The sequence below is a fragment of the Helicobacter pullorum genome (assembly GCF_900638355.1).
GTDB classification, from domain to species: domain Bacteria; phylum Campylobacterota; class Campylobacteria; order Campylobacterales; family Helicobacteraceae; genus Helicobacter_D; species Helicobacter_D pullorum.
The window spans coordinates 428,952-442,710 of the sequence record NZ_LR134509.1; the positions used below are offsets into that span (position 1 = coordinate 428,952).

Below are 13,759 nucleotides of genomic sequence, written 5' to 3' on the forward strand. Positions count from 1 at the left end.
TTACCTAAACACCCGCTTAAAGATAGAATCTACATTCTTAGTATAGTAGCTATAATCAAAACATTCGCGGATAATCGTCTCGCCAGAATCTCCACCTTTTGAAAGTAGCCCCACAAGCTCAGAATCTGCCAAAAGATATTGCAGATATAAGGATTCGCCCCTCTCATTTACCACCGCTTGTCCCTCTTGCAAAGATTCCCACACTTTCATTGCGTTGCGTTGCACGATTTTATAGGCATCCTCGCGGCTTACCCCGCATTTAGGCAGCTCTAGCAAGATTCTCTGTGAAAAGACAAGTCCGCCGGTTAGATTGAGATTTTTTAGCATATTTTTAGGATACACGACAAGCTTATTGATGAGTCCCGTTAGCCTCCCTAGCATAAAATCTGTCGTGATAAAGGAGTCTGGCAAAATAAATCGCTCCACGCTAGAGTGGCTAATATCTCGCTCATGCCACAGCGCGACATTCTCCATAGCAGGCAGTGCAAAGCTGCGTATCACGCGACAAAGCCCGGTAATATTTTCGCTTAACACCGGATTACGTTTGTGTGGCATAGCAGAGCTGCCTTTTTGCCCCTCGCTAAAATACTCCTCTGCCTCATACACCTCTGTGCGTTGCAAATGCCGAATCTCAACCGCGATTTTCTCACAGCTACTAGCCAAAAGGGCTAAATCACTTATAAGCCTTGCGTATCTATCACGTTGAATGACTTGATTACTCGCTGGGGCAGCCTGCAAACCTAAGTCCGCACACACAAGTTCTTCTAGCTCTATGGGGGTATGGGCTAGATTGCCCATAGCACCGCTAATTTTGCCTACACTTATGACTTCTAGGGTAGATTCTAGGGACCTTAAATGCCGCGTCATCTCATCATACCATATCGCACACACAAGCCCAAAGGTGATAGGTTCGCCATGTATCCCATGGCTGCGTCCCACCATAAGCGTGTCTTTATGCTCATACGCCCTGCGTTTTATCGCCTCTCTTAGTTCCTTAACATCATCGATGATAATTTTGAGTGAATCTCGCATCTGCAATGCCACAGCGGTATCAATCGTATCGCTTGAAGTGATTCCATAATGAAACCACCGCGACTCTTCGCCTAGAGATTCTGCCACACTCGTGGTAAAGGCGATGAGGTCGTGCTTGGTTACCGCTTCTATCTCATCGATTCTTTGCACATCAAAGCGTGCATTTTTGCAGATTTTCTCACAATCAGAATCTGGAATGAGTCCTAGCTTATTCCACCCACGCACTAGGGCTTTTTCTACCTCTAGCCATGCACTATATTTCGCTTCCATATCCCAAAGTTTTTTCATTTTTTCACGCGCGTATCGTTCAACCATTAGATTTTTATCCTTTTTGAAATTGTGTTACAATATCCTAACATAACACCACTTAAAAGTTGCAAAATGCCCTTTATTAAGAAAAAATTTTATATCAAAGAGCCTATCAAGGCTTATTTATTTTTAATGCGAGAATTAGGCTTGGATATGGCAAAAGCCCAGAGTTTTATCAATAAAGGGAGGGTATTTTATGGAAATAAAACTTTGGGAAATAATGAAAAAAATAAAATTTTAGAAAAAGAAGTGGAGATTTTGCTTTTTGTCCCTCAATCCAAAGGGCTTAAACCATTGTTTGAAAATGAGGATTTGGCGATTTTTGATAAACCAGCAAAAATGCTTATTCACCCAAAAGGGAGATTTTCTCATCATAGTTTGATTGATGAAGTGCGTGAGGCTTGTGGGCAAGAAGCGACTTTAATTCATAGGATTGATAAGGAAACAAGCGGATTGGTATTGGTGGGTAAGCACAAAAGAAGCATTCAAGAATTGGGGGAGTTGTTTGCCAAAAAGAAAATCAAAAAGGAATATTTAGCGTTGGTTAGGGGGGAGATGAGGGGTGGGGATTTTTGTCTTTCTTTACCTCTTGCTATGCAAAAAAAGGGTGGGGATTTGAGTGTGCGTTCTATTTATTTGGGGCAGATTCTAAAAGCTCAAAGCTTGAATTTCAAAGAAGCTAAAAGTGAATTTGAGATTTTGGGGTATATCAATGGGAATACATTGCTAAAAGTGTATCCTATTACCGGTAGGACGCATCAGATTAGAATCCATCTTTTTGCCTTAGGATTTCCTATTTTGGGTGATCCGCTTTATGGGTGTGAGGATTGGCAAAGTCGGGAGTATTTGGATAGTGAATTTATAAGTAAAAATGATTCATTGGGGCTTTGTGGGGAAAAGAGGATTGAGTATTTTGAGGCAGAGCGATTGATGCTGCATGCGTATAGTTTGAGATTTTCTTATCAGGGAAGGGAGTATTGTTTTAAGAGGTGTGTAGATTTTGGTTTGTAAATTTACAGATTGCTAACAAAAAATCCATAGATACTTTACAAGTAGATTCTACAATTTTGCTTGAAATTAACCAGAAATGGAGTTTTTATGGAAAGAAGAAGTTTTTTGAAATTAAGTGGTGGGAGTTTGGCACTCTCTTATGCAGGGTTTTTTGTCCCCTCTAGTCTTTTTGCTACTCAAAAGCAGCCTTTGCTTGGGTTTAGGGGGATTAGTGCGAGCATAGAGGATAGTGTGATAGTGCCGCAAGGCTATGAAGCAAGGGTACTGATTTCTTGGGGAGATCCGCTCTTTAAGAGGGCAAAGGGCTTTGATGAGAGTAAAACCATAAACCAAGCCACGATTGAAAATGCAAAACTTACCTTTGGGGATAATACTGATGGTATGGAATGGTTTGATTTAGATAAAGATAGGGCGATTTTGGCTGTGAATAATGAATATATGAATCCAGAGATTATGTTTAATCATCAGGGCAAAAAGATGAGCTTAGATGATGTGAGATATGAGCAAAATTCTGTGGGAGTGAGTATTTTTGAGATTGCTAGGGATAGGGAGGGATTTTTTAGGGTTGTGCTAGATTCTGTGTATAATCGTAGAATCACCGCCCACACTCCTATAGAAATTAGCGGTGCAGCAAAAGGGCATAAGCTATTGCAAACAAAAGAGGATAAAAGTGGGACAAAAGTGCTAGGCACACTTAATAACTGCTCTTGTGGCAAAACACCTTGGGGGACTTACCTTACTTGTGAGGAAAATTTTGATGATTTTTTTGGTTCAAGTGATAGTAGCTATGCCTTTAGTAAGGAACAAAAACGCTATGGGATTAGTGTCAATGGGGAGAATTATGAATGGAAGCTTGATGAGCGGTTTGATGTCTCTAAAAATCCAAATGAACCAAACCGCTTTGGCTGGGTAGTTGAGATTGATCCTTATAATCCAAAATCTACACCCATTAAACGCACAAGTTTAGGGAGGTTTAAGCACGAAAATGCCGAGATTGTGGTAGCAAAAAGTGGTGAAGTGGTCGTGTATATGGGAGATGATGAGGCAAATGAGTTTTTGTATAAATTTGTAAGCAAAGAAAAATATAATCCTAAAAACCCTAATAAAGATATTTTAAATGAGGGAACTTTGTATGTAGCAAAGCTCACAGATACAGGGAATCTTAAGGGAATTGGCGAATGGATAGCCCTAGAGTATGGTAAAAATGGCTTAACCAAAGAAAATGGATTTAACTCCCAAGCAGAAGTGCTGATTTATGCAAGGTTGGCTGCAAGTGTCGTGGGGGCTACACCTATGGATAGACCCGAGTGGGTGGCAGCTGATACAAAGGGCGAATATATCTATGCCACCCTCACAAATAACACAAAACGCACACAAAGCACAGAATCTAATCCAAGAGTTAATAACATTTATGGGCATATTTTACGATGGAAGGCAAAGGATAATAACCACACAAGCAAGGAATTTAGCTGGGATATTTTCTTGCTTGCTGGGAATCCTTCAAAATACCCTAATGACTTAAGAAAAGGCACGAGCAATATTAATAAAGATAATATGTTTAATAGCCCTGATGGCTTGAAGTTTGATAAGTTTGGGCGACTTTGGATTCAAACTGATGGGAAGTATTCTAATAGTGGAGATTATGAAGGAATGGGGAATAACTCTATGCTGTGTGCAAACCCAAACACGGGAGAAGTGAGGAGATTTCTAAGCGGACCAGTGGCATGTGAGGTTACTGGGATTGCTTTTAGCAAAGATTATACCACGATGTTTGTAGGGATTCAGCACCCAGGAGAGGGCTTAGCTGGAAGCCATTATCCAAATGGTGGGGATTCCACACCACGAAGCACGATAGTGCAAATACGCAAAAAAGATGGTGGTGTGATTGGTACTTAAAAATTTTTAGATGAGTTTTGCAATTTCTTTGGCGTGGTAGGTGATGATAATATCTGCACCTGCGCGTTTAAAGCCAAGCATTGTTTCTAATAATACGCGTTCATAATCGATTAAATTTGCTTTTTGGGCAAATTTCAACATCGCATATTCTCCGCTGACATTGTAAGCTGCTAAAGGCAATAATGTCCTTTCTCGAATATCTCTTATAATGTCTAAATAGGCTAATGCTGGTTTTACCATCAAAATATCCGCACCTTGTGCCTCATCTTCTAGGCTTTCTAGTATGGCTTCTCTTCGGTTTGCTGGGTTTTGTTGGTAACTTTTTCTATCTCCAAAGCTTGGAGTGCTTTGGGCAACATCTCTAAAAGGTCCATAGTATCCGCTTGCAAATTTGGTGGAATAGCTCATTAGAGGAATGTGTTCAAATCCGTTGGAATCTAATGCTTGACGCAAAGAAATAATCATTCCATCCATCATTGCACTAGGCGCTATGATATCTGCACCATTTTGTGCAAGAATTAAAGCTTGTTTGTTGAGAATCTCTAAGGTGAGATCATTATCCACAGAATTGAGTTTTGGGCTTAAAATACCACAATGCCCATGGTCTGTGTATTCGCAAAAACACAAATCCACACAAACTAATAAATCGGGAAATTTCTCTTTAATTGCTCGTGTAGCTTGAGCGATGATGCCTTCTTGACTTAATGCTTCGCTACCTACGCTATCTTTGATCTTTGGAATCCCAAAAAGCAAAATAGAAAAAATCCCAAGTTTTTGCAAAACTTCACATTCCTTCAAAGCTTCATCAATGCTTAATTGATACACTTCAGGCATTGATTCAATAGGGTTTTTAACGCCACTACCATGAGTAATAAAAAGAGGGTAAATTAAATCTTTTTTAGAGAGAGTGGTTTCTGTAAGCATTTCACGAATATTTGGATTTAGACGCATTCGCCTTAGTCGTTTAAACATTTTCATCCTTTAAATTTTTTTGAGATACTACTCCTTTTATGATAAAAATATTCTGATTATTTTGGTGGAAGTAATCTAATTCTAACCCTTGTGTTTCTAATGTGCTTTTGATAATGTATATTCCAAGCCCTAAGCCACTTGTGTTGGATTTGGAATCTTTAAAAAAAGGTTTGGAATGATCTTTTAGAGTGTAGGGTAGAGGGTTGCCATAATTTTTGATCCACAAGTCTTTTTTGGCGATACAAATTTCAATTTGCCCTTGTGTTTTGTATTTAATAGCATTATCAACAAGATTTTTGATAACAAGAGAAATCATTTCAAAATCAGCATATAAAGATTGTTGATTTTGTGGGAGAATGAAGAGTGAGGTGATTTGCTCTTCATCTAAAAGCAGCATTTCAAAGACTCTTTTTAAAACATCTTGAAGTAAAATTTTTTGTTTGTTTGGGCAGTAATTCCTAGAGCTTAATTCTTCGATTTTTGCAAATTCATTAATAAGAGAATTTAATCTCTCAAAAACAGAACACAAACGCTCTTTGTAAAGTGGATTGTCAATCATTTCAGCAGTGATTCTACCTTTTGTGATAGGGGTTTTTAATTCGTGCATAATGGAGCGTAAGAATAAATGGCGTGATTGATTAAGTGCGTTGATTTTTTGGACGGCATTATCAAATTCTTGTGCCAACTCACCAATTTCATCGTTTTGATTGATTTTGCAAGAAATATCCATTTGCCCATTTGCAAATTTTCTAATTTCTTTTTGTAGTGTTTTTAGCGGCAAGATACTGCGAATCACCAAAACAAAAAGAAAAACCACAATCACAAATGCAATAAAAGTAATAATATAATAGTTAAAAAGTCTATCAAAGTGAATATCGCCATAAACACGCCAATCTTGAGGGGTTTGCAAAAAAAGATAGATTCCGCCTTCTTCTTTGATGATTTTTGCAATCACCCCATGGTTGAAATTTGGCGTAATATGGGCTTCAAAGAGATCTAAGATTTCTGTATTTTTGATTTGAACTAAACCTAACTCATTAAGATATTTTTCAATTAAAGTGATATTGCCACCAAAGCGGACGAGTTGATTGATGGTAGCTAAAAATTGCGTGTATTTTAATTGATTTTCATAGTTTTTTCTATCAATTTCTTCGCGGATAAGATAATATGAAAAAGCACTCAAGCCAATAATAGCAATGAGGAATAAAATAGTGATTTTAACGATAATGGAATTTTTAATCATTGTCTTTTATTTGAAATTTATAGCCAATTCCGCGGACAGAAAAAATATATTTTTTGCCATTTTTCTCGATTTTTGAACGCAGTCTCCCGACAATTACATCAATACTTTTATTGCTACTATCAGGATTAATAGAATCAGAATGTGTGGCAATTGCATCACGCGTTAAAGCTTGATTTTTGTTTTCTAGCATAAAGCTCAAAATTTCGTATTCTGCTTTGGTTAAATCTAATAATTCATCATAGAGATAAATCTCTCGGCTGCCTTTGTCTAAGCGGAAAGGAAAAATGGAAATTTCTGTTTCATTAGGTTTGCTAGTAGAATTGTATCGACGCAATACACTATGGATTCTTGCAACTAATTCTTTTGGATCATAAGGTTTTGGAATATAATCATCAGCACCATATTCTAATGCCAAAACTCTATCTTCAACATCACTTCTAGCAGAGGAAATAATAATGGGGATATGTTTTTCTTTTGCGACTTTCTTGCAAACCTCAAGCCCATCTAAATTTGGGAGTGTTAAATCTAAAAGAAGGAGGTCAAAATGTCGAGTGTTAATCGCACTCATACCCGTATAGGGCTCATCATAATTTGTCACATTAATATCGTGAGCCTTGAGGTATTCGCTAAGAATAGTCGCTAACTCTAAATCATCTTCAATCATCAAAATTTCTAGCATGGTGTTTTCCTTACAAAAAGGAGGATTGGGTATTTTAGGGGGGTAATTAAAAATTTAGGAAAACACCCACTAGAATAAATATCTCTAATTAAAAATAAACTCTCTTCACAAAGGAGAAACGGATGAAAAACTCTAACCAATGTTGTGCGGAACATTTGTATCTCAAGCCATCCCGCTTGAGACAATGAAATTATAAAACAATATAGTAAATCAAAAGTAAATGAAAAATTTTTTTTCATTTTTGATTCTTTTTTTCGTCAATAATGGCTAAAGTGAATTCCAAAAAATTTAGAATCATATCAACCTTATCTTCGATGTTTCTGTTGTTTGGAGATTGTAACCCTTCAAAAAGAACGAGGATTCGCTCTTGCATTGCATTGAGGAATCTTTCTTCTTCTTTGTATTGTTTGATGAGGATTTGTTTTAATTCTTCTGTATTTTTAAGATCTAGCTTTTCTATTTTTCTTTCATAAGGGTTTTGAGAATCTAGTGAATTTTTGTGGAGATTTTCTTCTGTGGGTAAAATATCCAAAAGTGCTTCCCTTTCTTGTTTGGTTTCTTGTTGTGGAGAATTAATTTGATTGGGTAAATTAGTTTGTGTTTGTGAGGCGTCAATCTCGGCTAAAGTCTGTAAAATCGCTTCTTTTAATTCCATAGTTTCAATAACCACCTTTCAAATTCATTGTATTCGATTTGTGAATCCATACTAATAAAGAAATTTAGCATTTCTTCATTGGCTTTTCCATAATTTTTTCGATTGCTTGTAAGTCTTTTTAGGGCAATCTTTGCTTCGATATTTTCAGGGTTTTCTTGCAAAATAGTTTTGTAAATTTCAGCGGCTTCATGGCGATGACCTTGAATCTCATAAATGCTTGCAAGTGTTAAGGTTTTCATTGGAATACTAACCTTTTTAAGTCAAAACTAAAATGCGTAATTCTAGCATAATTTTAAAAATATTGAAAAAATCCCATAAATTTTAGGCGAGTTGATTTATGATGAAAAATACAAATGGAGCAAGGTTTGTAATTTCTGTGAGTCTTTTTTGCCTATTTTGGATTCTATGCTAGAGTTGATATCTAGCATTTTTGCACCGATATTTCTTAGGGGGATAACATTATCCGCACAGATTCCACCAGCAACACAAAGATAGTCATTTACTTTTTCTTTGAGGGATTTTAATACTTCTAGTTTAATGCTTTTCCCACTTCCTCCCCCTAGCTGGCTTTTTGAATCTAATAAAACAAAGGGGCTAATGAAGTCCCCTAAATCTTCAGATTCTGCAATATTCCATACTTCATAAAAAGAAAAATCCGCATTTTTTAAATCTATTTTTGCAAAGTTTTGTTGTTTTACTCCATGGAGTTGCAAGGCATCAATGATCCCTTGTTTATAGAGGTTGATGGCTTGTTGTAGCATTTTTTCATCTTCTTTTACCACACCTATTTTGAGTATTTTTGGGTGAGATTTGAGGGCATTAGAAATCTCTTCTATGGCTTGTGGGGTTATAAATCTTGGAGAATCTTTGGCTAGGATAAATCCTAGTGCAGCGAGTTTTTTGGGACTTGAATCGTTGTGGGTGTGATTTTGGAGAGTTGATTCTAGGGTATTTGCACACATTAGAGCATCTTCTTTGGAAGTAATTCCGCAGATTTTCAAAAAGCCTTGTGGCGAATTTAAAAGCTCAAAAGCATTGCTATAAAAAGCATTAGGAGAGTTTTTGCCACAAATCATTGAATCTTTTAGTGATTTTAGAGTTTGTGTAGGGTTGGAATCTCGCACAAGATAGCTTCCACACAAGATCCCATCAAATCCGATATTTCCTATGACAAATCCATCAAAACTGCATTCAATAGAAGATTCAAAAATGGTTTTGCTTTGTGGGTTGGTGGTTTTTAAATATTTTAAGAGGTTGTAGGCTTGAATTTTATTGATTTTAAAAGTGTGTAAATTGCGTGAATTAATCCCAATAAGCATTGCTTTTAGAGGGGTGATGAAATCAATTTCTGCTTGATTATGCACTTCAATAAGAGGGGTTAAACCAAGCTTTAGTGATTCTTCATAGAGAGATTTTAGCCTAGAAAAACCACCATTTTCGTTATTTTCCCCGATGAAAACTGCTGCAATTAACAGCACCATATCTGCACCAAAATCATAAGATTCTTGGATTTGTTCTATTTTGGTAATAAAATCTTTGCGTAAAATGGTGGCATTTGGATAGGATTGCTTGACTTGATGCAAATCCTCTAAACTGCCTTTGAAAAAATCCTCTTCACACAAAATAGAAATAGCACTCGCACCGCCTTTTAAATAAGAATTTGCTAAATCTTTGGGATTTTCTATTTTTCCGATATTTCCAGCTGAGGGGCTTGCTCTTTTGATTTCTGCGATGATGATAGGAAAATCAAAGTTTGGCGGAGTGAGTGGAGTATCTCTTGTGGCTTTTAAAATGGGATGTTTGGCTTTTTTGTCTAAAATATTTTTTAAGATTGTAGGAATCATTGTAAGCCTTGTAAGTGTTGGTGACTTAGGGTTTTAAAGGATTCTAGGGTTTCAAAAACTTCTTTGCTTTGGATAATTTCTTTTGCCCTAAAAAAGCCATCTTGAATACTTTGTGCTTGGTTGCAAAGGTAGAGTGCAGCTCCCATATTGAGTGCTACTAAATCGAGTTTTGGAGAAGGTTTGGCGTTGAAAATATCTAAGGTAATTTGTAAGTTTTCTTGGCTATCTCCACCTTGAAGTAAAGAATGATGGACAAAATCTAGTCCCACTTCAATGGGGTTAAAAATATAAGTTTTGATGTCGCCATTGTGTAATTCTGTAATTTGTGTGGGCGCACAAAGAGAGATTTCATCATAGCCATCAAGTCCGCTAACAACCATTGCACGCTTAACTCCCAAAATTGCTAAAGCCTTTGCCATAATTTCTGTGTAGGATTTATCAAAAACACCGATGAGCTGGTGAGTTATGGGGCTTGGATTGCTTAGGGGACCAATGAGATTAAAAGCGGTTTTAAATCCGAGTGAAGAGCGTGCATTAGCGGCAAATCGCATTGCAGAATGGAATTTTTGTGCAAAAAGAAAAGTGATATGGAGATTCTTATAAATTTGTTTAATGTTTTCAAAATCCATATTTACATTAATTCCAAGTGCATTAAGTAAGTCTGCTGAACCGCTTTTGGAGGTAATGGCTTTGTTGCCATGTTTGATAATTCCAAAATTATTTTTTTTGGCTTGTGAAGCCAAAAGCAGTGCAGAAGTGGTAGAGACATTGAAAGTTTTAGCGTTGCTTCCACCTGTGCCTACCATATCAAAACGCATTGTTAGGCTATCTTTTAAGTCAATTTTTACAGCCTTTTTTTTGAGTACAGAAGCAAAACCTGCTAGTTCATATTCATCAATGCCCTTAATTTCTAAGCTTGTAAGGATACTCCCTATTTGTGCATCACTGAGATTCCCCTCTGTGAGTTCGTCCATTAGATTGTAGCTTTCTTGAAAATTGAGAGATTTTTGGTGCAAAACTTTTTTGAGATAATCTTTTGTAGGGATTGGTTCTCTTGTGTAATGCAGGAAGTTAAGGAGCATTTTAATGCCTTCTTTGGTTCCAATGGATTCTGGGTGGAATTGCAAACCTACTAAATGGTATTGTTTGTGTTCCACTGCCATAACTTCGCCATCTTCACTCATTCCGCTAATCAAAAAGCATTCTGGAATCTCTTCTTTCTTACCCACAAGAGAATGGTAACGAGCAATAGGGGTTTTTGGGCTAATGTGGCGGAAGATTCCTTTGCCATTGTGGATAAGGGGTTCAACCTTGCCATGCACGATATTTTTAGCATTTTTGATTTCTACTCCAAAAGCACTCAAAATTGCTTGATGTCCAAGACAGATTCCCAAAATAGGATAGATTCCTTTGAATTTTTGCACAATTTCAATGCTAATCCCAGCTTCTTTGGGGGATTTTGGTCCGGGTCCTATGATGATATAACTTGGGTTTAGGGATTCTATTTCTTTGAGCGTGGTTTTGTCATTGCGTAAAACTTTGATAGGGTAGTTAAATTGACTAAAAGCTTGATAAATATTATAGGTAAAGGAATCGTAATTGTCAATTAAAATAATCATAGTGTCTCTTTTGTGATTTTTTTGTCTTTGAGATGTTTTTCCATTGCTTCATCATCAAAAGTTTCATCGTATTTGTCTTTGGCGATTCTATCTTTATCATTTGCTTTTATGTCTTTATTGATATCTTTAATAAAGTTGCTAAAATCTATATTTTTAACCACAAGCATATCGAGTGTTTCAATATCAAGTTCTCTAACTTTTGAGGGTAGAATCACTCTGCTTTGACTAGTTTCGCATTCAAGCTGGATAACTCCAATGCCAAAGCTTGCATTGAGGCGTGTTAATTCATTGATGATTTCTTCATCAATATCTTCAAAGACAACTAAATAGCCTTCATTTGCCCAGCTTGAATTGGAGACAGCTTGGAAGTAGGATTCTTTTAAATTGCTCCAATCAAGAGAGATTTTTAACTCAAAAGAATAGAGTTTGTAATTTGGTTGATTGAAGTTAGCAAGCATTTCTAATGTGGATTCTTGGTAATCACTAAAAGGGAAGTGGATACCCACAATATCAGGGTAATTCCACTTATCTTTGCCACTTGATGATTTGGCACTTTTTTCGTGATAAATGGTTTTGCTATAAAGATCAAATTTTTTGTCTTCAGAGAGGAATTTAACAAGTAACGGGTGTAAGTCCCTTTCTTTGAAATCTCTTTTTGTTTCTTTTATTTCTTTAGAGATTTCTGTTTGGAGGCTTTGTGTGGAAAGCTCATTTTCTCTTGATTTTAGCCAAAAAGTTGTAGGTTTTTTGGAAGCAATGATAAAAGGAGAATTAGGCTGTTTTAAATCTATATAGATTCTCGCACCTATTGTTGCATCGGGTGTTTTGCCTACGCTATCTAATTTTTGGTTTAAGTTTAGTTGCACTCCACATTTCCAAATTTCTTTGTGGGTTAATGGTTTTTTTGCTTGCGATAAAACATCTTTGATAAATTGCAAATAGGTGTATTTTTGATTATTTTTCTTATTTTGCATTGTTTTCTCCCATAATGGCTTCTACTAAAGAAAGCATTTTGTTTTTGGTTTCTAAATATTCTTCTTTGGGGATAGAATCATAAACAATTCCAGCCCCTGCTTGTAAATAATAAATGCCATTTTGATAGATTGCTGTTCTAATAGCAATGGCAAAGTTCATATCCCCGCTTTGCGTAAAATACCCAATAGCCCCTGCATAAATTCCTCTTTTATGTTCTTCTAGGGATTCGATGGTTTTGATAGCTTGAATCTTTGGCGCTCCACTCACCGTTCCTGCAGGGAATGCTGCTAGGAGTGCATCATCTTTTTTGTGGGTTTGTAAATCCATAATGCCTTCTACTTCAGAAACTAGGTGCATTACTTTGGCGTATTTTTCGATAACTTTTTCTTGAGTAACTTTTACACTCCCGCCTATTGCGACTTTGCCAATATCATTGCGTCCTAAATCCAAAAGCATTAAATGTTCGGCATTTTCCTTTTCATTGTGGATTAATTCTTCTTCTAAGCGAGAATCTTCAATCTCATTCATGCCTCTTTTACGCGTTCCAGCAATAGGTCTAAGTGTAAGTTTGGCTGTTTTTTCATCAAGGCTTTCTAGCTTTATAAGGACTTCAGGGGAGCTTCCTATGATTTGGAAATGCCCAAAATTATAATAATACATATAAGGGCTTGGATTGTTAGTGCGGAGATTCATATAAGCTTTAAGAGGTGGTAAATTGCTTTTTATTTGCATACTTTGACTTGGCACACATTGTAGAAGGTTGCCTTTGTAAATTTCTTCTTTGAGGGTGGTAACCATGTGTGTGTAGTAGGATTGCTTGTCTTTTGAGATAATTTCTGAAGTATAGTTTTTGGAGGATTCTTGTGCGGGTTGGAGATTTTCTAGTTTTTGGATAATCCGTTCTAAACGCTGATTTAAATTATGGGATTCACATTCATCTTGATAGGTAACGCTAATGAGATAAAGAGATTCGTAGAAATGATCAAAAATAGCAAAATCCCGTCCAAAAATAAAGGCATTATCATAACAATCGTAAAGAGAGGGGTTTTTGAATTGAATAGATTCTATTTGGCTAAAAAATTCATACCCCAAATATCCGACACCTCCAAGTGGTAAGGGCAAATCTTGTGGAAGATTTTGTGGTGTTGGAGCGAGGTTTCTTAAAGTTTCTAAAATCTGCAAAAAGTTTTGGCTATCTTTAAAAGTATGGTTAAAATCTTCATGGATTAAAGAGATTTTTTGATTTTCTTGTGTAACTCTAAAAGCTTCTTTTAAAATTAAAATTGAGAAACGCCCTTTGCCGGTTTTTAAAAACGCAGATTCTAGCAATACAGGAGCATTGAAGGATTCACATAATATCAAAGGAGTGATTTTTGATGCTGGAATCTTGCGAAACTCTAAAGAAACTGGGTAGCCTTTTTGTTTTGGATTTAAAAACTTAAACATAAACTCTCTCATAAAATTAATTTTAAAATTTAAAGATAGGATTATACTATGGATTTTTTTAAAAATAAATTTGATTAC

The 13,759-nt window shown here is 36.3% G+C and carries 12 protein-coding genes; 2 read left to right on the top strand and 10 right to left on the bottom strand.

Annotation, left to right across the window (positions count from 1 at the left end):
- Positions 1 to 1,347: an adenylosuccinate lyase gene (gene purB, locus EL247_RS02225; RefSeq protein WP_104745613.1), complete on the bottom strand. Its 1,347-nt coding sequence runs from the start codon at positions 1,345 to 1,347 to the stop codon at positions 1 to 3.
- Between the two features lie 66 nt (positions 1,348 to 1,413).
- On the opposite strand from purB, the gene EL247_RS02230 reads away from it, so the two are divergent.
- Both EL247_RS02230 and EL247_RS02235 read left to right on the top strand, forming a co-directional pair.
- Entirely contained in the window at positions 1,414 to 2,352 is a 939-nt protein-coding gene (locus tag EL247_RS02230) for an RluA family pseudouridine synthase (protein ID WP_104745614.1), read from the top strand.
- Between the two features lie 87 nt (positions 2,353 to 2,439).
- On the top strand, positions 2,440 to 4,248 hold the full coding sequence (locus EL247_RS02235; protein ID WP_104745615.1) for a PhoX family protein: 1,809 nt from the start codon (positions 2,440 to 2,442) through the stop codon (positions 4,246 to 4,248).
- A 6-nt stretch (positions 4,249 to 4,254) separates the two neighbouring features.
- Here EL247_RS02235 and hemB read toward each other — a convergent pair whose 3' ends face one another.
- The 9 genes from hemB to EL247_RS02280 form a co-directional block, all read right to left on the bottom strand.
- On the bottom strand, positions 4,255 to 5,220 hold the full coding sequence (hemB, locus tag EL247_RS02240) for a porphobilinogen synthase (protein WP_054195484.1): 966 nt from the start codon (positions 5,218 to 5,220) through the stop codon (positions 4,255 to 4,257).
- Positions 5,213 to 6,463, bottom strand: a complete 1,251-nt coding sequence (locus EL247_RS02245) for an ArsS family sensor histidine kinase (protein ID WP_126441935.1) — start codon at positions 6,461 to 6,463, stop codon at positions 5,213 to 5,215. The genes hemB and EL247_RS02245 overlap by 8 nt, the downstream gene beginning before the upstream one ends.
- The gene (locus EL247_RS02250) at positions 6,456 to 7,142 is read right to left on the bottom strand and encodes a response regulator transcription factor (RefSeq protein ID WP_054198277.1); all 687 of its coding nucleotides are present in this window, start codon (positions 7,140 to 7,142) and stop codon (positions 6,456 to 6,458) included. Before EL247_RS02250 ends, EL247_RS02245 begins: the two co-directional genes overlap by 8 nt.
- A gap of 235 nt (positions 7,143 to 7,377) precedes the next feature.
- Positions 7,378 to 7,797 (bottom strand): CiaD-like domain-containing protein, encoded by a 420-nt coding sequence (locus tag EL247_RS02255; protein WP_054195486.1) that lies wholly within the window; start codon positions 7,795 to 7,797, stop codon positions 7,378 to 7,380.
- A complete protein-coding gene (locus tag EL247_RS02260; protein ID WP_005022405.1) occupies positions 7,788 to 8,036 on the bottom strand; it encodes a tetratricopeptide repeat protein in 249 nt (82 codons plus the stop codon). Before EL247_RS02260 ends, EL247_RS02255 begins: the two co-directional genes overlap by 10 nt.
- A 96-nt stretch (positions 8,037 to 8,132) precedes the next feature.
- Positions 8,133 to 9,641: a bifunctional indole-3-glycerol phosphate synthase/phosphoribosylanthranilate isomerase gene (trpF, locus tag EL247_RS02265; RefSeq protein ID WP_104745616.1), complete on the bottom strand. Its 1,509-nt coding sequence runs from the start codon at positions 9,639 to 9,641 to the stop codon at positions 8,133 to 8,135.
- Positions 9,638 to 11,260, bottom strand: coding sequence for a bifunctional anthranilate synthase component II/anthranilate phosphoribosyltransferase (locus tag EL247_RS02270; RefSeq protein WP_054195488.1), 1,623 nt, complete (start codon positions 11,258 to 11,260; stop codon positions 9,638 to 9,640). Before EL247_RS02270 ends, trpF begins: the two co-directional genes overlap by 4 nt.
- The gene (locus EL247_RS02275) at positions 11,257 to 12,234 is read right to left on the bottom strand and encodes an HTH domain-containing protein (RefSeq protein ID WP_104745617.1); all 978 of its coding nucleotides are present in this window, start codon (positions 12,232 to 12,234) and stop codon (positions 11,257 to 11,259) included. Before EL247_RS02275 ends, EL247_RS02270 begins: the two co-directional genes overlap by 4 nt.
- Positions 12,224 to 13,681 carry an anthranilate synthase component I family protein gene (locus EL247_RS02280; RefSeq protein ID WP_126441936.1) on the bottom strand — a complete coding sequence of 486 codons (1,458 nt, stop codon included), beginning with the start codon at positions 13,679 to 13,681 and terminating at the stop codon, positions 12,224 to 12,226. The genes EL247_RS02275 and EL247_RS02280 overlap by 11 nt, the downstream gene beginning before the upstream one ends.
- Positions 13,682 to 13,759: the final 78 nt, after the last annotated feature.